At 71.1% G+C, this 18146-nt stretch carries 14 protein-coding genes and 3 tRNA genes; 9 read left to right on the top strand and 8 right to left on the bottom strand.

What is annotated here, in order from left to right; genetic code table 11:
• Positions 1-18 precede the first annotated feature (18 nt).
• From OG309_RS11860 to OG309_RS11845, 4 genes are all read left to right on the top strand, one after another.
• Positions 19-1428 carry a deoxyguanosinetriphosphate triphosphohydrolase gene (locus tag OG309_RS11860; protein WP_329420382.1) on the top strand — a complete coding sequence of 470 codons (1410 nt, stop codon included), beginning with the start codon at positions 19-21 and terminating at the stop codon, positions 1426-1428.
• A gap of 129 nt (positions 1429-1557) precedes the next feature.
• On the top strand, positions 1558-2820 hold the full coding sequence (locus OG309_RS11855) for an NAD(P)/FAD-dependent oxidoreductase (protein WP_329420380.1): 1263 nt from the start codon (positions 1558-1560) through the stop codon (positions 2818-2820).
• Positions 2821-2842: 22 nt separating this feature from the next.
• Positions 2843-4741, top strand: coding sequence for a DNA primase (gene dnaG, locus OG309_RS11850; protein ID WP_329420379.1), 1899 nt, complete (start codon positions 2843-2845; stop codon positions 4739-4741).
• A complete protein-coding gene (locus tag OG309_RS11845; RefSeq protein WP_402544172.1) occupies positions 4684-5916 on the top strand; it encodes an RNA polymerase sigma factor in 1233 nt (410 codons plus the stop codon). The genes dnaG and OG309_RS11845 overlap by 58 nt, the downstream gene beginning before the upstream one ends.
• Before the next feature lie 86 nt (positions 5917-6002).
• On the opposite strand, the gene OG309_RS11840 is transcribed toward OG309_RS11845, so the two are convergent.
• The 4 genes from OG309_RS11840 to OG309_RS11825 form a co-directional block, all read right to left on the bottom strand.
• Complete coding sequence (locus tag OG309_RS11840) at positions 6003-7928, bottom strand: ABC transporter ATP-binding protein (RefSeq protein ID WP_329420376.1); 1926 nt, start codon at positions 7926-7928, stop codon at positions 6003-6005.
• Positions 7928-9661, bottom strand: coding sequence for an ABC transporter ATP-binding protein (locus OG309_RS11835; RefSeq protein WP_329420375.1), 1734 nt, complete (start codon positions 9659-9661; stop codon positions 7928-7930). Before OG309_RS11835 ends, OG309_RS11840 begins: the two co-directional genes overlap by 1 nt.
• 139 nt (positions 9662-9800) lie before the next feature.
• Positions 9801-11240, bottom strand: a complete 1440-nt coding sequence (locus OG309_RS11830; protein WP_329420373.1) for an FGGY family carbohydrate kinase — start codon at positions 11238-11240, stop codon at positions 9801-9803.
• Between the two features lie 37 nt (positions 11241-11277).
• Entirely contained in the window at positions 11278-11562 is a 285-nt protein-coding gene (locus tag OG309_RS11825) for a YtxH domain-containing protein (RefSeq protein WP_329420372.1), read from the bottom strand.
• A 137-nt stretch (positions 11563-11699) separates the two neighbouring features.
• Between OG309_RS11825 and OG309_RS11820 the strand changes: the two genes are divergently transcribed.
• The 3 genes from OG309_RS11820 (at position 11700) to OG309_RS11810 (ending at position 12093) form a co-directional block, all read left to right on the top strand.
• Positions 11700-11772: transfer RNA gene (locus OG309_RS11820), tRNA-Asn, on the top strand.
• 5 nt (positions 11773-11777) lie between these two features.
• A tRNA-Asn gene (locus tag OG309_RS11815) sits at positions 11778-11850 on the top strand.
• Between the two features lie 166 nt (positions 11851-12016).
• Positions 12017-12093: transfer RNA gene (locus OG309_RS11810), tRNA-Ile, on the top strand.
• Positions 12094-12225: 132 nt separating this feature from the next.
• Here the strand turns inward: OG309_RS11810 and OG309_RS11805 are convergent.
• Positions 12226-12987, bottom strand: coding sequence for a hypothetical protein (locus tag OG309_RS11805; protein ID WP_329420371.1), 762 nt, complete (start codon positions 12985-12987; stop codon positions 12226-12228).
• Between the two features lie 231 nt (positions 12988-13218).
• Complete coding sequence (locus tag OG309_RS11800) at positions 13219-13713, bottom strand: hypothetical protein (RefSeq protein ID WP_329420370.1); 495 nt, start codon at positions 13711-13713, stop codon at positions 13219-13221.
• 142 nt (positions 13714-13855) lie between these two features.
• On the opposite strand from OG309_RS11800, the gene OG309_RS11795 reads away from it, so the two are divergent.
• Complete coding sequence (locus OG309_RS11795) at positions 13856-14584, top strand: hypothetical protein (RefSeq protein ID WP_329420368.1); 729 nt, start codon at positions 13856-13858, stop codon at positions 14582-14584.
• Between the two features lie 72 nt (positions 14585-14656).
• Here OG309_RS11795 and OG309_RS11790 read toward each other — a convergent pair whose 3' ends face one another.
• Positions 14657-16714: a phosphocholine-specific phospholipase C gene (locus OG309_RS11790; protein WP_329420367.1), complete on the bottom strand. Its 2058-nt coding sequence runs from the start codon at positions 16712-16714 to the stop codon at positions 14657-14659.
• Positions 16715-17033: 319 nt separating this feature from the next.
• The gene (locus tag OG309_RS11785; RefSeq protein ID WP_329420365.1) at positions 17034-17450 is read right to left on the bottom strand and encodes an organic hydroperoxide resistance protein; all 417 of its coding nucleotides are present in this window, start codon (positions 17448-17450) and stop codon (positions 17034-17036) included.
• A 141-nt stretch (positions 17451-17591) separates the two neighbouring features.
• Between OG309_RS11785 and OG309_RS11780 the strand changes: the two genes are divergently transcribed.
• Positions 17592-18080 carry a MarR family winged helix-turn-helix transcriptional regulator gene (locus OG309_RS11780; RefSeq protein ID WP_329420363.1) on the top strand — a complete coding sequence of 163 codons (489 nt, stop codon included), beginning with the start codon at positions 17592-17594 and terminating at the stop codon, positions 18078-18080.
• Positions 18081-18146: the final 66 nt, after the last annotated feature.

Raw genomic sequence — 18146 nt, 5'->3', positions numbered from 1 at the left:
GCCGGTTACCTTCGGGACATGGAAGGCATCGGAGACATCAACGGCACCTACTCCACCGACAGCACCGGCAACACCGACAGCACCAGCAACACCGGCAACGCCGACAGCACCAGCAACACCGGCAACGCCGAGAAGACCGACGGCACGGACACCCCCGGCTACGACGCCGCCGCCACCGAGCGCTGGGCCGCCGAGCCCGACAAACGCCCGGGGCGGACCGCCTTCCAGCGCGACCGGGCCCGGGTTCTGCACTCCGCCGCGCTGCGCCGCCTCGCCGGCAAGACCCAGGTCGTCACCCCCGGCACGCTCAGCCACGCCTGGGACGCCAGCCCCCGCACCCGGCTCACCCACTCCCTGGAGTGCGCCCAGGTCGGCCGCGAGCTCGGGGCCGCCCTCGGCTGCGACCCCGACCTCGTCGAGGCCGCCTGCCTGGCCCACGACATGGGCCACCCGCCGTTCGGGCACAACGGCGAGCAGGCCCTCAACGACTTCGCCAAGGACTGCGGCGGCTTCGAGGGCAACGCCCAGTCGCTGCGCCTGCTCACCCGGATCGAGCCCAAGCGGTTCATCGCCGACCCCGACACCGGCAGGCCCCTCGGCGTCGGCCTCAACCTCACCCGCGCCGCCCTCGACGCCGCCACCAAGTACCCCTGGGGGCGCGGCGGCCACCCCACCGACCCCGGCTCGCCGAAGTTCGGCGTGTACGAGGACGACCTGCCCGTCTTCGCGTGGATCCGGGCCGGCGCCCCCGCCCACCGCAAGTGCTTCGAGGCCCAGGTCATGGACTGGTCCGACGACGTGGCCTACTCGGTGCACGACTTCGAGGACGGCCTGCACGCCGGGCACATCGACCCCAACCTGCTGCTCGCCGAGCCCGAGCGCGCCGACATCTGGGCCGTCGCCCTCGGCCGGTACGTACCGGAGGACACCGACCCGCAGGAGCTCGCCGACGCCCTCGACCGGCTCGTCGACCAGGAGTGGTGGCCGCACGGATACGACGGGTCGGCCGTCGCCCAGTCCCGCCTCAAGGACGCCACCAGCCAGCTCATCGGGCGCTTCTGCCTCGCCGCCGAAGGGGCCACCCGGCAGGCCTTCGGCTCCGGCCGCCTCACCCGCTACGACGCCGAACTCGTCGTCCCCCGCGAGACCCGCAACGAGTGCGCGGTCCTCAAGGCCGTCGCCGACCGGTACGTGATGCAGCGCGCCGAACAGGAGGCGCTCCGCGCCGACCAGCGGATCGTCCTCGCCGAGCTCGCCGAGGCGCTCACCGCCCGCGCGCCCGAGGGGCTCGACCCGCAGTTCCGCGCCCTGTTCGCCGAGGCGCCCGACGACCGTTCCCGCAAGCGGGTGATCGTCGACCAGATCGCCTCCCTCACCGACGCCTCCGCCCGCAGCCTCCACGCCCGCTTCAGGACCCCCCGCGCCTAAGGGCCGTTCGCCCCCTTTCCCCGTCCGGCGCTCGTGCGGGACCCTCGCTTGCACGCCCCGAGGCGGTACGGCCCGGGCCGGGCAGGGGGGCGTAGCGTAGTGAACCGGTCGCAACGAGGAGGAATGAACGTGGTCGACGCAGATCAGACCTTCGTCATCGTCGGCGGAGGACTCGCCGGAGCCAAGGCCGCGGAGACGCTCCGCGCCGAGGGGTTCACCGGCCGGGTGATCCTCATCGGAGACGAACGCGACCACCCGTACGAGCGCCCACCGCTCTCCAAGGGCTTCCTCCTCGGCAAGGAGGACCGGGACTCCGTCTTCGTCCACGAGCCGAGCTGGTACGCGCAGGCCGAGATCGAGCTCCACCTCGGGCAGACCGTCGTCGGCATCGACCGCGAGGCCCACACCGTCCGCCTCGGCGACGCCACCGTGATCCGCTACGACAAGCTGCTCCTCGCCACCGGCGCCGAACCGCGCCGCCTGGAGGTCCCCGGCACCGGGCTCGCCGGCGTCCACCACCTGCGCCGCCTCGCCCACGCCGACCGGCTGCGGCACGTCCTCGCCGCCCTCGGCCGCGACAACGGGCACCTGGTGATCGCCGGAGCCGGCTGGATCGGTCTGGAGGTCGCCGCCGCAGCCCGTACGTACGGCGCCGAGGTCACCGTCATCGAGCCCGCCCCCACCCCGCTGCACCACGTCATCGGCCCCGAGCTCGGCCAGCTCTTCGCCGACCTGCACACCGAGCACGGCGTCCGCTTCCGGTTCGGCGTCAAGCTCACCGAGATCGTCGGCTCCGACGGCATGGTCCTCGCCGTCCGCACCGACGACGGCGAGGAGCACCCCGCCCACGACGTGCTCGCCGCCGTCGGCGCCGCCCCGCGCACCACCCTCGCCGAGAACGCCGGCCTCGCCCTCGTCGACCGTGCCGACGGCGGCGGCATCGCCGTCGACGAGTCGCTGCGCACCTCCGACCCCGACGTCTTCGCCGCGGGCGACGTCGCCGCCGCCCACCACCCCTCGCTGCACACCCGGCTGCGCGTCGAGCACTGGGCCAACGCCCTCAACGGCGGCCCGGCCGCCGCCCGCGCCATGCTCGGACAGCACGTCTCGTACGACCGGGTCCCGTACTTCTTCTCCGACCAGTACGACCTCGGCCTGGAGTACTCGGGCTGGGCGCCGCCCGGCTCGTACGACCAGGTCGTGCTCCGCGGGGACGTCGGAAAGCGCGAGTTCATCGCCTTCTGGCTGAAGGACGGCAAGGTGCTCGCCGGCATGAACGTGAATGTGTGGGACGTCACAGATCCGATCCAGAGCCTGATCCGCTCCCGCGCCACCGTGGACACCGACGCCCTCGCCGACCCCTCCGTCCCCCTGGAGAGTCTGAGCTCCTGACTCGTCCCCGTAGAATTCATGCGTGGCAGGCAGGATCAACGATGACGACGTGAAGGCGGTACGGGACGCGGTCCCGATCGACGCCGTCGTGTCCGAGTACCTCCAGCTGCGCAACGCCGGCGGCGGGAACCTGAAGGGGCTCTGCCCCTTCCACGACGAGAAGTCGCCCTCCTTCCAGGTCAGCCCGAGCAAGGGACTCTTCCACTGCTTCGGCTGCCAGGAGGGCGGCGACACCATCGCCTTCGTGATGAAGATCGACCACCTCTCCTTCTCGGAGACGGTCGAACGCCTCGCCGCGAAGGCGGGCATCACCCTGCGCTACGAAGAGGGCGGCTACAACCCCGGCCACCAGCGCGGCGAGCGCACCCGCCTGGTCGAGGCCCACCAGGCCGCCGCGCAGTACTACGCCGAACAACTCGGCTCCGCCGAGGCCGAGATCGGCCGCAAGTTCCTCGCCGAGCGCGGCTTCGACCAGGCCGCCGCCGCCCACTTCGGCGTCGGCTACTCCCCGGCCGGCTGGGACCACCTCACCCGCTTCCTGCGCGGCAAGGGCTTCTCCGACCGCGAGCTGATCCTCTCCGGCCTCTCCCAGGACGGCCGCCGCGGCCCCATCGACCGCTTCCGCGGCCGGCTCATGTGGCCGATCAAGGACGTCGGCGGCGACGTCGTCGGCTTCGGCGCCCGCAAGCTGCGCGAGGACGACAACGGGCCCAAGTACCTCAACACGCCCGAGACGCCGATCTACAAGAAGTCCCAGGTGCTCTACGGCATCGACCTGGCCAAGAAGGACATCGCCAAGGTCAGCCGCGCCGTCGTCGTGGAGGGCTACACCGACGTCATGGCCTGCCACCTGGCCGGCGTCACCACCGCCATCGCCACCTGCGGCACCGCCTTCGGCGGCGAGCACATCAAGATCCTGCGCCGCCTCCTCATGGACAACGGCTCGGCCCGCGTCATCTTCACCTTCGACGGCGACGCCGCCGGCCAGAAGGCCGCCCTGCGCGCCTTCGAGGACGACCAGAAGTTCGCCGCCGAGACGTACATCGCCATCGCCCCCGACGGCATGGACCCCTGCGACCTGCGCCTCGCCAAGGGCGACGAGGCCGTCGCCGACCTCGTCCAGCCGCGCACCCCGCTCTTCGAGTTCGCGCTCCGCCAGATCGTGAACCGCTACGACCTGGAGATCCCCTCCGGCCGGGCCGCCGCCCTCGACGAGGCCGCCCCGATCGTCGCCCGGATCAAGAACGTCGCCTCGCAGCACGAGGTCGCCGTCCAGCTCGCCGGCATGCTCGGCATCCTCGACACCCAGTTCGTCGTCCGCCGGGTCGCCCAGATCGCCCGCTGGCAGCGCGGCGGCGGCAAGGACCAGACCCCCGGCCGCGACGGCGCCCGGCAGCGGCGCACCTACGGCGAGGTCCAGGCCCCCGCCGCCCCCGCGGGACCCGCGCTCAACCTCCGCAGCCCCGCCCACCGCACCGAGCGCGAGCTGCTCAAGCTGGCCCTCCAGCGTCCTGAGCTGGTCTCCCCGGCCTTCGACGCCTACGGGATCGACGAGTTCACCGCCGCGCCCTACGCGGCCGTCCGCCAGTGCGTCCAGGACGCGGGCGGCGCCACCGACGCCCCCTCCGACTACCTCGACACGGTCCGCGAGGCCGCGCCCGACGACACCGTCCGCGCGCTCGTCACCGAGCTCGCCGTCGAGACCATCTTCGCCAGGACCGTCGACGAGGCCTACGCCGGCGACCAGCTCGTCACCGTCCGGCTGCGCGCCGTCGACCGGCGCATCCGCGACGTCCAGGGCACCCTGGCCCGCCTCGGCGCCCAGGGCGACCCGGCACAGCTGGCGGCCGTGCAGAACGAGCTGTGGGTGCTCACCCAGTACGGGCAGTCGCTGCGCAACCACGGGGCCACGGCGCTCTGACACACGTTCGGTCACGTACCGGACTCAAAAAGTCACCGCACGCCCCTCGTGGCGGCGATGTGTCGTACCCCACACTGGGTGACGGTGCAGTCCCGCTGCCGTCACGCCCCCGAACCGGCAGCGATCACCCACCCCGGAGGTCGCCCCCCGTGCAGACCCAGACCGTCACCGTGCCCCAGGACCCCTCTCCGGCCGAACTCGGCGCCGCCGAACAGGAACCCGAAGTCCCTCCCCAGCGCCGCCGCGCCGACCCCGGCGGCAGCGGGCCCTCCTCCGACCTCTTCCGGCAGTACCTGCGGGAGATAGGCCGCGTCCCGCTGCTCACCGCGGCCGAGGAGGTCGAACTCGCCCGCCGGGTCGAGGCCGGTCTGTTCGCCGAGGAGAAGCTGGCCAACACCCCCGACCTGGACACCCTGCTGGCCCTCGACCTGGACCGGCTCGTGGTGCTCGGCCGGATCGCCAAACGCCGGCTCATCGAGGCCAACCTGCGGCTCGTCGTCTCCGTCGCCAAGCGGTACGTGGGCCGCGGCCTGACCATGCTCGACCTGGTCCAGGAGGGCAACCTGGGCCTGATCAGGGCCGTCGAGAAGTTCGACTACGCGCGCGGCTACAAGTTCTCCACGTACGCGACCTGGTGGATCCGCCAGGCGATGTCCCGGGCCCTCGCCGACCAGGCCCGGACCATCCGCGTCCCCGTGCACGTCGTCGAGCTCATCAACCGGGTCATCCGCGTCCAGCGCCGGATGCTCCAGGAACGCGGCTACGAGCCCACCGCCGAGGAGGTCGCCGCCCAGCTCGACCTCGCCCCCGAGCGGGTCGGCGAGGTGCTGCGGCTCGCCCAGGAACCGGTCTCGCTGCACGCCCCCGTCGGCGAGGAGGAGGACGTCGCGCTCGGCGACCTCATCGAGGACGGCGACGCCGCGTCCCCCGTCGAGTCCGCCGCCTTCCTGCTGCTGCGCGAACACCTGGAGGCCGTCCTCTCCACCCTCGGCGAACGCGAACGCAAGGTCGTCCAGCTGCGCTACGGCCTCGACGACGGCAGGCCCCGCACCCTGGAGGAGATCGGACAGCTCTTCGGCGTGACGCGCGAACGCATCCGCCAGATCGAGTCCAAGACCCTCAACAAACTGCGCGACCACGCCTACGCGGACCAGTTGCGCGGCTATCTCGACTAGCCGCCCCCGGCCGAGGACGCCCATGGCCCATGCCGCGCGTCGTGCGGCATGGGCCATGGGGGTGTGCTCGGCGACGAGGCCGCCGGTCAGTCGACTTCGGCGACCGCCTGCGCGAACTGGGCCGCGTACAGGCGGGCGTACGCGCCGCCGGAGTCCAACAGCTCCCCGTGCGTGCCCTGTTCCACGATCGAGCCGTTCTCCATCACCAGGATCACGTCCGCGTCCCGGATGGTGGAGAGCCGGTGCGCGATCACGAACGAGGTCCGCCCGTGGGCGAGCCGCGCCATCGCCTTCTGGATCAGCACCTCGGTACGGGTGTCGACCGAGCTGGTCGCCTCGTCGAGGACCAGGATCACCGGGTCGGACAGGAACGCCCGCGCGATGGTGATCAGCTGCTTCTCGCCGGCGCTGACGCCCGCGCCCTCGTCGTCGATGACCGTGTCGTACCCCTCGGGCAGGGTGCGGATGAAACGGTCGGCGTGCGCGGCCCGCGCCGCCTCCTCGATCTCCGCCCGGCTCACCTCGCGCGTCGTGCCGTACGCGATGTTCTCGGCGATGGTGCCGCCGAAGAGCCAGGTATCCTGGAGGACCATGCCGATCCCGGCCCGCAGGTCCTCGCGGGCCATCTTCGCGATGTCGACGCCGTCGAGGGTGATCCGGCCGCCGGTCACCTCGTAGAACCGCATCAGCAGGTTCACCAGCGTCGTCTTGCCCGCGCCCGTCGGGCCGACGATCGCGACCGTCTGGCCCGGCTCCACCGCGAGCGACAGGTCCTCGATGAGCGGCTTGTCCGCCTCGTAGCGGAAGGACACGCCCTCCAGCGCGACCTTGCCCTTGAGGTCGGCCGGGTGCTCGCTGACCGGGGTGTCCGGCGCCTGCTCCTCCGCGTCGAGCAGCTCGAAGATCCGCTCGGCCGAGGCGACACCCGACTGCACCAGGTTCGCCATCGAGGCGACCTGGGTCAGCGGCATCGAGAACTGCCGGGAGTACTGGATGAAGGCCTGCACGTCACCGATGGACAGGCTGCCGCTCGCCACCCGCAGACCGCCCACCACGGCCACCAGGACGTAGTTCAGGTTCGAGACGAACATCATCACCGGCTGCATCACGCCGCTGTTGAACTGGGCCTTGAACCCGGCCTCGTACAGCGCCTCGTTCTGCTCGTGGAAGTCCTTCCCGGACTCCTCCTGCCGGCCGAAGACCTTCACCAGCGTGTGGCCGCTGTACATCTCCTCCACATGGGCGTTCAGCTTGCCCGTGGACTTCCACTGCTGCACGAAGTGCGGCTGCGACCGCTTGCCGATCTTCGTGGCCACCACGACCGACACCGGCACCGTCACCAGCGCCACCAGGGCGAGCAGCGGCGAGATCCAGAACATCATCGCGAGCACGCCGACGATCGTGAGCAGCGAGTTGATCAGCTGGCCCATCGACTGCTGGAGGGTCTGCGAGATGTTGTCGATGTCGTTGGTCGCCCGGGACAGCACCTCGCCGCGCTTCGCCTTGTCGAAGTACGACAGCGGCAGCCGCGCCAGCTTCGTCTGCACGTCCTCGCGCATCCGGTACACGGTCCGGTTGATCACCTTGATCGACATGCGCGTGGAGACCAGCATCAGCAGGCCCGCCAGCACGTACACGACGAGCACCAGTCCGAGGACCTCGCCGACCGCCGTGAAGTCGATGCCCTGGCCCGGGGTGAAGTCCACTCCGGACAGCATGTCCGCCATCCCGGAGTCGCCCTTGGCGCGCAGCCCCGCGAGCGCCTGCTCCTTCGTGGCGCCCTCGGGCATCTGCCGCCCGACCACGCCCGCGAAGATCAGGTCGGTCGCCCGGCCGAGGATCTTCGGCCCGACCACCGAGGCCGCCACCGACAGCACGCCGGCGACGAGCATCACCCACAGCGAGCTCCGCTCCGGCGCCAGCTGCTTGAGCAGCCGCTTCCCGGAGCCCTTGAAGTCCATGGAGCGCTGGTCGGGACCACCGCCGGCCATGGGCATACGTGGACCCGCCATCAGGCCGCCTCCGCCTCGGTCAGCTGGGAGAGCACGATCTCCCGGTACGTCTCGTTCTCCGCCATCAGCTCGTGGTGCCGTCCGGTGCCCACGACCCGGCCCTCGTCGAGGACCACGATCCGGTCGGCCTCCCGGATGGTCGACACGCGCTGCGCGACGATGACCACCGTCGCGTCGGAGGTCTCCGCGGAGAGCGCCGCCCGCAGCAGGGCGTCCGTCTCGTAGTCGAGCGCCGAGAACGAGTCGTCGAACAGGTAGATCTCGGGCCGCTGCACCAGCGTCCGCGCGATCGCGAGCCGCTGCCGCTGACCGCCCGACACGTTCGTGCCGCCCTGCGCGATCGGCGCGTTCAGCCCGGCCTCCAGCTTCTTCACGAAGTCGGCGGCCTGGGCGACCTCCAGGGCGTGCCACAGCTCCTCGTCGGTGGCGTCCGGCTTCCCGTACCGCAGGTTGGTCGCGACCGTCCCGGAGAACAGGTACGGCTTCTGCGGGACGAGGCCGACCGTCCTCGCCATCAGCGTCGGGTCGAGCTCCCGCACGTCGACGCCGTCGACCAGCACCTCGCCGCCCGTCACGTCGAACAGGCGCGGCACCAGCCCCAGCAGCGTCGACTTGCCGCTGCCGGTCGAACCGATGATCGCGGTCGTCTCGCCCGGCCGGGCGACCAGTCCGACGTCCTTGAGCACCGACTCCTCGGCGCCCGGGTACCGGAAGTCCGCGCTCCTGACCTCCAGGTGCCCGCGCTGCCGCAGCGTCGTCACCGGCGCCGCCGGCGGGACCACGCTGGACTCGGTCGCCAGGACCTCCTCGATGCGCTCGGCGCACACCTCGGCCCGCGGGACCATCATGAACATGAAGGTGGCCATCATGACCGCCATCACGATCTGCATCAGATAGGCGAGGAAGGCGGTCAGCGCGCCGATCTCCATCCCGCCGCTGTCGATGCGGTGGGCGCCGAACCAGACGACGGCGATCGACGACACGTTCACGACCGTCATCACGGTCGGGAACATGAGCGCCATGAGCCGCCCGGTGGACATCGACACCTCGGTCAGCTCGGCGTTCGAGCCCTTGAAGCGCTCGCGCTCGTAGTCGTCCTTCACGAAGGCCCGGATGACCCGGTTGCCGCTGATCTGCTCGCGCAGCACCCGGTTCACCGTGTCGAGGCGGGTCTGCATGGTGCGGAACAGCGGCCGCATCTTCCGCACGATCAGCGAGACGGCGATGCCGAGCACCGGCACCACTGCGAGCAGCACCGCCGACAGCGGCACGTCCTGACCGAGCGCCATGACGATGCCGCCGACGCACATGATCGGCGCGGACACCATCAGGGTGAACGCCATCAGGACCAGCATCTGGACCTGCTGGACGTCGTTGGTCGTCCGGGTGATCAGCGACGGCGCGCCGAAGTGCCCGACCTCGCGGGACGAGAACGACTGCACCCGGTCGAAGACCGCGGCCCGCACGTCCCGCCCGAGCGCGGAAGCGGTGCGCGCCCCGAAGTAGACGGCCCCGATGTTGCAGACGACCTGGATCACGGACACGCCGATCATCAGCGCGCCGAACCGCAGGATGTAGCCGGTGTCCCCGTTCACGACACCGTTGTCGATGATGTCGGCGTTCAGGGTCGGCAGGTAGAGCGTGGCGCTGGTCTGCAGCAGCTGCAGCACCACGAGCAGGGCGATGGGTTTTCTGTACGGCCGTAGGTGGGTTCGGAGAAGTCTTATGAGCACGGGTTCTACTATCGCCCGCGCCGCTGCGGCGTTACGACTGGGTTTCGAGGCCCGGGCCCAGGCCTGGGGAAGTCTTTACGAAGCGGGGGCGCCGGGGGCGCGAGGCCCGGGCGGCGTCATCCCCTCAACGGCTCCCGCCTCAGCCCCCGAAGGCCCCCGGGTGGATCTGCTCGCGGGTGGCGACGTACTGCTGGCGCACGGCCTGGCCGACGGCCAGGTCCTCGCCCGGCTCGAACACCTGGGCGGCGGCGCCCTGCCAGGCCGGGGGAGCGGTGGGGGTGAGGGTGCCCCGGGACACGCCGAGGGCCCAGGCGGCCTGCCGGGCCGCGCCGAGCGCCGCGTAGTCGGCCGGCTGGGGGACGACGACCTGCGCGCCGAACAGCGCGGGCGCGATGGCCTGGACGGCGGGCAGCCCCGCCGCCGCGCCGAGCAGGAACACCCGCCGCACCTCGACGCCCCGGCCGCGGAGCACGTCCATGGCGTCGGCGAGGGAGCAGAGCATGCCCTCGAAGGAGGCACGGGCCAGGTGCTCGGGCTTCATCGACTCGCGGCGCAGCCCGGAGAGGGTGCCGGCGGTGTGCGGCAGGCTCGGGGTGCGCTCGCCCTCCAGGTAGGGCAGCAGGACGAGCCCGGAGGAGCCGGGGGTGGAGGCGAGGGCGAGCGCGGAGAGCTCGTCCAGGGACTCCACGCCCAGCAGCTCGGCGGTGCCCCGCAGCGCCCGTACGGCGTTCGAGGTGTGCACGACGGGCAGGTGCATGCCGGTGGCGTCGGCGTACGAGGTGATCGCGCCGGCCGGGTCGGAGAGGGCCTCGTGGTGGACGGCCATGACGGAACCGGAGGCGCCGAGGGAGACCACCGCGTCGCCGGTGCCGAGGCCGAGCCCGAGGGCGGCGGCCATCGTCTCCCCCGTACCGGCGGAGATCAGCAGGCCCTCGGGCGTGGTGCCGGCGGCCTCGGCGGGGCCGAGCACCTCCGGGAGCACGGCCTGGTGCCCGAGCGCGAGCTCGACCAGGTCGGGGCGGTAGGTGTTGCCGCGGGCGGACCAGTAGCCGGTGGTGGAGGCGGCGCCGCGGTCGGTGGTGCGACGGGCGGGGCGGCCGAGCAGCTGCCAGACCAGCCAGTCGTGCGGCTGGAGGAGCATGGCGACCCGCTGGGCGTGCTCGGGCTCGTTGCGGGCGAGCCAGCGCAGCTTGGCGAGCGGCAGCCCGGAGTGCGGGACGACCCCGACGGCCTCGGCCCAGGCGGAACGCCCGCCGAGACCTTCGACGAGGTCGGCGGCGGCGACCTGGGCCCGCTTGTCGTTGCCGACCAGCGCGGGCCGCACGAGGGCGCCCTGCGGGTCGAGCGGGACGAGGCCGTGCTGCTGCGCGGCGACCCCGATGGCCTCGACGCCTTCGAGCAGGCCGCCGGTCGCGGCCTCACCGAGGGAGAGCAGCCAGGCCTGCGGATCGACGTCGGTGGCCTTGGGTTCGACGGGGTGCGCGGCATGGCCCTGCCGCAGCACGGCGCCCGTGTCCGCGTCGCACACGACGATGCGCGTGGAGTCCGAAGAGCTGTCGAGTCCGGCGACTATCCCCATGGCACATGATTCTGCCGTACGCGGGGCCGTGCCGGGTTCAGGTGTTGCTCGTGCCCCAGTCGTCCTCCTCGTACACGGAGAACTGGCCGTCGTGGTCGCGCCGCGACCGGATCTTCTGCGCCTGGTCGCCGACGGCGTGCAGCGCCTTCCCGGCCACCTGGCGCCCGGTCTGGGCGGCGGACTCGGCCGCGTTGCGCACGGCCGGGTTCTGCGCGACGGCCTGCGCGGACTTCTTCATCCGCTCGTACTGCTCGCGCCCGGCGCGGGTCCCGATCACGAACCCGACGGCCAGTCCCGCGACGAAGATCAGCTTGTACCGCACGGCTGTGACCCTTCCCTGGAGCGCCCTGGGGATACCGATTGGCGGAGCACCCCCCTGCTTGCGCTAATCTATGTCTCGCAGCGAGCGACCGCCCCCCGGCAAGGCCGGAGGTGGATCCGTTCGTCGCAACGCAGCAATCCCCTGTAGCTCAATTGGCAGAGCAGCCGGCTGTTAACCGGCAGGTTACTGGTTCGAGTCCAGTCGGGGGAGCGCGATCCCCTGTAGCTCAATTGGCAGAGCATTCGGCTGTTAACCGGAGGGTTACTGGTTCGAGTCCAGTCGGGGGAGCAGAGCGGAAGAGGACCCTACGGGGTCCTTTTTCGTTTCCCCGGGAACCACCGGCTCGCCCCCGGAGTCCTCTAGATCGAGCATGGCCGACCATCCGGAGCAGGAGATCGTATGAGCGGCTATGCTGCGGCAGACGGCGCGCACACTTGTACGCGCCGTGGTGTTCGGGGCGGTAGCTCAGCCGGTTAGAGCAGCGGACTCATAATCCGTCGGCCGTGGGTTCGAGTCCCACCCGCCCCACCACTGCCCGTGGCCGCAGGAAGGTTTTGCCAGCCCTGCGTCCACGGTGCCCCACCGGTGATACGCGTCACAGGAGCGACACGCCGGGATCCCACGAATGTACGTACGGATGCGCCCGCGCCGCCGCGTGGTGGCCTACCTGTAGAGCGCCGCGTGCGGGTGGAGGGGCAGACCGCCCCTGGCCATGACCCGGTACCCGAGCCCCCTGTTGTCCAGGACCTTGCTGCCGTACTCCCCGTCGGCCACCCATTCCACTTCCACGGTGAAGCGCACGTCCTGGGAGCCCGGGTCGAATCGGAGGGTGAGCACCTCCGGGTCGCTGTCGGAGACCTTGAAGGGGAAGTCGGCCACCGCCCCGTTCTTGCCGGGCACCGGCTCGGCGACGGGCGTGGGCGTGACGGTGAGGGCGACGTCGAAGGCTCGCGGCGTCATGAGGGCCCCGCAGCCGTCGGGCTCGACGACGACTCCGGTGCGGGGGACGGCCTTCGCCGAGAGCAGGGTGATCCGCACACCGGTGACGACGACGGCCTGCGACGTCTTCGCCTGCAGCGTCAGCGGCAGCTCGACGGGTTCGCTCCGGGCGCCGTGGACGGGCACGCCCTTGTCGGCGGCGTCCGGCTCCCGCTTCAGGTCCTCCAGCGACGCGTCGACGTACCGGGGTACGCAGCCGCCGATCCCCCCGTCGAAGACGGTGAGACCGGCCGGACCGGAGATCTTCTCCGCCACCCAGGACAGTCCGCCTTGGGCGAGCCAGAGCACCAGTGCGCCGACGAGCGGCAGTACGACGACGGTGACCCACGTGGTCCTGTTCCGCAGCGGCGGGGAGTCGCGCGGCGACGCCGGCGCCGAGGGCGCATAGGACGGCCTGGGCGGCGGCGTGACGGAAGGCACCTGCATGTCCCCCTGATCTGTAGGCGCGTGATCGCCGGACATCCTCCCAGGTGGCCGGGACCGCCTCCCACTCCGGGCGTCGCGCGCCATACGCCCCGCGCGTCAGGCAGCCGCTTGCGCGCGGCCCGGAACGCCGCCTCGGCAACAGCCGTCCGCCGACGTCCCCTTGGTGCCACCCCCTTGGCCCCGCCCGTGGTCAGTCGCCGTCCGCCGAGGCCCCCTCAGCCCCGCCCGTGGTCAGTCGCCGACGGCGGTCAGGTGATAGGTCGTGTCGACCCAGAACCCCTCCGCCGTCTCCCCCTTGATCTCCAGCACGTACTGCCCCGGCGTCAGGGGCGCGAGCCCCGTCCAGAGTCCCCAGGCGAGATGCATCCGCAGCCCCACCCGGAACGGCGGCGCGACGAACTCCTTGAGCGGAAGCGGAACGCCGTTCAGGTGAGCCGTCGCCCGCGTGACGTCCAGGCTCATCGGCTTCCGCGAGAACAGCTTCGTGTGCTGGATGTTGAGCACGGGGAAGAACACCCGCCGCCCGGCCGGCAGCTCGCAACGCCGCTCGACCCGCCCGCCGTACGTCCCGGCGAGGAACCACAGGTCCTCCGGCTGACGCCACCCCGCGTGCTCCCCGGTCTCGTCCGCGACCGGGCTGACCTCGTCGGGCGCCGACAACGCCCACTGCCACCAGCGCGCGGCGAGCACGCCGCCCGCCTCATCGGATATCTGCCATTCGCTCACGGCGACTCACCCTACGGGGTCACTGCAACCCACCCCCTCCCGTCGACGTCTTGGGGTGTGGACACCCCTGTCCCTGGGGGCGGCTACGCGCGTAGTTTGCGTCCCAGGGCAGCCATCGCCCGATCACAGTAGGGAGTCTGTGGTGAAAGCGAAGGTAAGTCGCACTGCGGAGAAGGTGACGTCCGTCGTCACCGTGTGGATCCCGCTCATCGGGGCCGCGATCCTCACTCTCCGCAACGTGTTCACGGCGGCCTGGACCGCTGACGGCTGGGCGGCGCCGGTGGCGCTCCTCCTGGCCGGGCTGGTCTTCCAGCGCCTCGACCTCGTCCAGAAGCAGCAGAAGAGCGTGGAGGAGAAGGTCGACGCGATCATCGCGTCCGCGTCCTCGGTCACCCACTACAAGAACGGGAGGGAGTTCTACGGAGCGCTGAAGACCGCGCTCAAGGACACCACCGACGAGGTGCGTTCCAGCTACTTCCGGCGGGTCCCGCCCGGGAACGAACGGGCCGCCAAGGACTACTTCAAGGCCTGCGTCACATGGGCCAACGCCGGCTCCGACCGCGCGCTCCTGCGGGTCATGGCCGAACCGCAGACCGACGCCATGCACGAGTGGGTCGAGGAGCAGCGGGAGCAGGCGAAGTCGGTCAAGAACGGGAAGTACCGGCTCCACTCGATCCAACTGCACGACACCCGCGCCATCTCCCAGGTGGACGCGCTGAGCATCGCCGTACTCGATGAGAAGACGGTGTTCTGCGCCTTCACGACGGACGACGAGACCGTGCGCGGATTCAGCGTCACCAGCGGGGACCTGGGCGGGTACTTCGCGCTGTACCACAAGAAGCTCTTCGAGGGAGGGAAGAAGATCTTCTAGGGCGGGCTGCCCTACCTGCTTCCTATGTCTGCCGCCCCGGCACCGTACGAGCGGTGCCGGGGCGGGCTCACATCAGTACGTCAGGATGCCCGGGTCCGACACGCCCGCCGCGCCCGTTTCCACGTGGCCGGCCAGGCGGCGGAGGAAGTCCGTGTTCGACGAGGACGTGATCGTCACGTCGTACCAGCGGGAGGAGCCGGTCAGGTCCACGGTGCGGGTGACCGTCGAGTTCTTCGGGACCGTCACCGTCAGCGGCTGGCCCGCGTACGCGTTGGTGAGAGTCAGGGTCGCGTCCGTGGACGTCCCGTTCGTCAGGGTCAGGTCCAGGTTGCCCGTCGTCGCGTTGTGGCGGGCCGTCACCTCCGGGACCGCCGTCTTGCCGGGGGAGCGGAAGCGGCGGAGGAAGCCGTTGGGGCCGTGGACCGTCAGGTCCGTGAGGGTCTTGCTGTACTTCGTGTTCCAGGTGTCCGCGATGGACTTGTTCGGTTCCGTCGTGTAGGTCCACGGTGCGTCCGTGCGGTTCGCCGACGTCACGTAGAACTGGGCGCCCGCCGACGGGCCGCCGCTGAAGGTGAGGCGGTACGTGCCGGCCGTGGTGTCCGCCGCGCCGTCCACGTACGGGGCGTAGCGGAGGGGACGGGTGGGCTTCGTGCCCGGTTCCTGGCGGGGCATCGTGCCGACCGCCGGGGCGGTGGCCAGGAAGTCGGAGTGGCGGTTCTTGTCCGGCGGGTAGTAGCCCGCGGTCGGCGGGAGCTGGGCGGACTGGGTGTTCGTGCGGGTGAAGTCGAACGCCGAGGTCAGGTCGCCGCAGACCGCGCGGCGCCAGGGGGTGATGTGGGGCTCCTGGACGCCGAAGCGGGACTCCATGAAGCGGATGATCGACGTGTGGTCGAAGGTCTCCGAGCAGGTGTAGCCGCCGGTGGACCAGGGGGAGACGACCAGCATCGGGACGCGCGGGCCCAGGCCGTAGGGGCCGGCCGCGTAGCCCACCTTGCCGCCGAAGTAGTCGAGGGTGGTGGGGGTCGTCGAGAGGCCCTGGGCGGCCGAGCCCGGCGCGTACGGCGGGACCACGTGGTCGAAGAAGCCGTCGTTCTCGTCGTACGTGATGAACAGGGCCGTCTTCGCCCACACGTCCGGGTTCGAGGTCAGCGCGTCCAGGACCTGCGCGATGTACCAGGCGCCGTAGTTCGAGGGCCAGTTCGCGTGCTCCGAGAAGGCCTCGGGGGCGGCGATCCAGGAGATCTGGGGGAGGCCGCCGGACTGGACGTCGGCGCGCAGCTTGTCGAAGTAGCCCTCGCCCGCCTTCGCGTTCGTGCCGGTGCGGGCCTTGTCGTAGAGCGGGTTGCCGGGCTGCGCGTTGCGGTAGGTGTTGAAGTAGAGCAGCGAGTTGTCGCCGTAGTTGCCGCGGAACGCGTCGTTGATCCAGCCCCACGAGCCGGCCGCGTTCAGGCCGTCGCCGATGTCCTGGTAGATCTTCCAGGACACGCCCGCCGCCTCCAGGCGCTCGGGGTAGGTGGTCCAGCCGTAGCCCGCCTCGGCGTTGTTGAGGACGGGGCCGCCGCCCGTGCCGTCGTTGCCGACGTAACCGGTCCACATGTAGTACCGGTTGGGGTCCGTCGCCCCGATGAACGAACAGTGGTACGCGTCGCAGATGGTGAACGCGTCGGCGAGCGCGTAGTGGAACGGGATGTCCTCGCGGGTGAGGTGGGCCATCGTGGCCTTGGTCTTGGCCGGGATCCAGTTGTCGTACTTGCCCTTGTTGAAGGCGCTCTGGCCGCCCTGCCAGTCGTGGTTGAGGCCCTGGAGGTACTCCATGCCCAGCTTGTCGCTGGTCGGGCGGAAGGGCAGCGTGACCTTGCTGCCGTCCGACTGGTTCCAGACGGACTTGCCGCTGGGCAGCGTCACCGGGCGCGGGTCGCCGAAGCCCCGTACGCCCTTCATCGCACCGAAATAGTGGTCGAAGGAACGATTCTCCTGCATCAGCACGACAATGTGCTCGATGTCCTGGATCGTGCCGGTCGAGCCCTGCGCCGGTATGGACGCGGCGCGGGCGATGCTGTCGGACAGCATGGTGAACGCGGCGGTGCCGCCTGCCAGTTGAAGGAACCGGCGGCGATTGAGGTCGGCCATGGGGGAGTTGTCCTCCGGGGGTGAGGGTGGGCGGGGCGCGCGGCGTGCCGGCCGACGGGCCGGCGACGGGCGCCCCAAGGAGAGCGCCCCCGAACTACCGCCCGGCGGCCGTCCGATGACTGCCCGCCGTACGGCAGGCGAATCCCCCGTATCTCAACATGAACGAGCAGATGCGAACACCCCCTGTGCGGGAAAAGTGCACAGGGGGCGTTCGGTTGCCGACGGCGGTGACCTTGACGGCCTCGGTCGCCGCGGCGGCCATGGGGCCGGTCCGTGGTTGCTCCTGGACCGTGTCCTGCTGCGCCACGACCTTGTGTGGTTACTCCACGACCAGCTCGACCTTGATGTTGCCGCGCGTCGCCTTCGAGTACGGGCAGAAGGCGTGCGTCTTCTCCAGGAGGGCCGCGCCCGCCTCGCCCTGGAGGTGGTCCGGGAACTCCGCGCGCATCACGACCGCCAGGCCGAAGCCGCCGTCCGACGGGTCCTTGCCGATGGAGACCTCGGCGGTGATGGAGGCGTCCGCGATGTCGATCTTCTCCTGGCGGGCCACCACGCCCATCGCGCTCGCGAAGCAGGCCGCGTACCCGGCGGCGAAGAGCTGCTCCGGGTTGGTGCCCTGGCCGTTGCCGCCGAGGGCCGCCGGGTGGGCGAGGGGGAGGTCCAGGTGGCCGTCGGAGCTGACGGCGCGGCCCTCGCGGCCGTTGGCGGTGGCGACTGCGGTGTAGATCGCGTCCATGGGTGTTCCCGTCCGTTCTGTCCGAGGAGGTGCGGTGTGCCGGCCGGTGCGCCGGCCGTGCTGCCTTCATATTTATAGTGCGCGATTTAGTTGTGCACAACTTAATTGCGTGTGATGCGGGTCTCCCGTACCCTGGACCCCATGGACGGACGCACCATCGACGCAGCCGCCGACGAGGACTTCCTCCGGCTCGACAACCAGATCTGCTTCTCCCTGCACGCCGCCACCCGCGCCTTCAACGGCGTCTACCGCGGCGCGCTCAAGGAGCTCGGGCTCACCTACCCCCAGTACCTCGTGATGCTCGTGCTCTGGGAGCACGGCGAGCTGCCCGTCAAGGGGATCGGCGAGCGGCTCCGGCTCGACTCCGGGACCCTGTCCCCGCTGCTCAAGCGGCTGGAGGCGGCCGGTTACGTCGAGCGGCGCCGCAGTCCCGAGGACGAGCGGTCCGTCACCGTGCGGGTGACGGGCGACGGGGCCGCCCTGCGCGAGCGGGCGCTCGGTGTGCCGCGCCGCATCGCGGCCGCCACCGGGCTCGACCTGGAGGAGATCGTCGGACTCCGCGACCGGCTGAACGCGCTGGCCGCCCGCCTCGACGGCGTCGACCCGGACGACCTCGCGGCCTGCGGGTGAGCACCGCCTCTCGTCCTTCACATAAATGTAAGGAGCCAACCGCCTAGGCGGTCCTATACTCCCCTC

The sequence above is a fragment of the Streptomyces sp. NBC_01268 genome (assembly GCF_036240795.1).
Classification (GTDB): domain Bacteria; phylum Actinomycetota; class Actinomycetes; order Streptomycetales; family Streptomycetaceae; genus Streptomyces.
The sequence above is the reverse complement of the archived record's forward strand: the minus strand, read 5'-3'. Positions and strand labels throughout refer to the sequence as shown.

Excerpts from the sequence above, each read along its gene's own strand:
- OG309_RS11860 (WP_329420382.1), top strand. The coding sequence starts at position 19 with ATGGAAGGCATCGGAGACATCAACGGCACCTACTCCACCGACAGCACC.
- OG309_RS11840 (WP_329420376.1), bottom strand. The coding sequence starts at position 7,928 with ATGGCGGGTCCACGTATGCCCATGGCCGGCGGTGGTCCCGACCAGCGC.
- OG309_RS11830 (WP_329420373.1), bottom strand. The coding sequence starts at position 11,240 with ATGGGGATAGTCGCCGGACTCGACAGCTCTTCGGACTCCACGCGCATC.
- OG309_RS11805 (WP_329420371.1), bottom strand. The coding sequence starts at position 12,987 with ATGCAGGTGCCTTCCGTCACGCCGCCGCCCAGGCCGTCCTATGCGCCC.
- OG309_RS11790 (WP_329420367.1), bottom strand. The coding sequence starts at position 16,714 with ATGGCCGACCTCAATCGCCGCCGGTTCCTTCAACTGGCAGGCGGCACC.
- OG309_RS11785 (WP_329420365.1), bottom strand. The coding sequence starts at position 17,450 with ATGGACGCGATCTACACCGCAGTCGCCACCGCCAACGGCCGCGAGGGC.
- OG309_RS11780 (WP_329420363.1), top strand. The coding sequence starts at position 17,592 with ATGGACGGACGCACCATCGACGCAGCCGCCGACGAGGACTTCCTCCGG.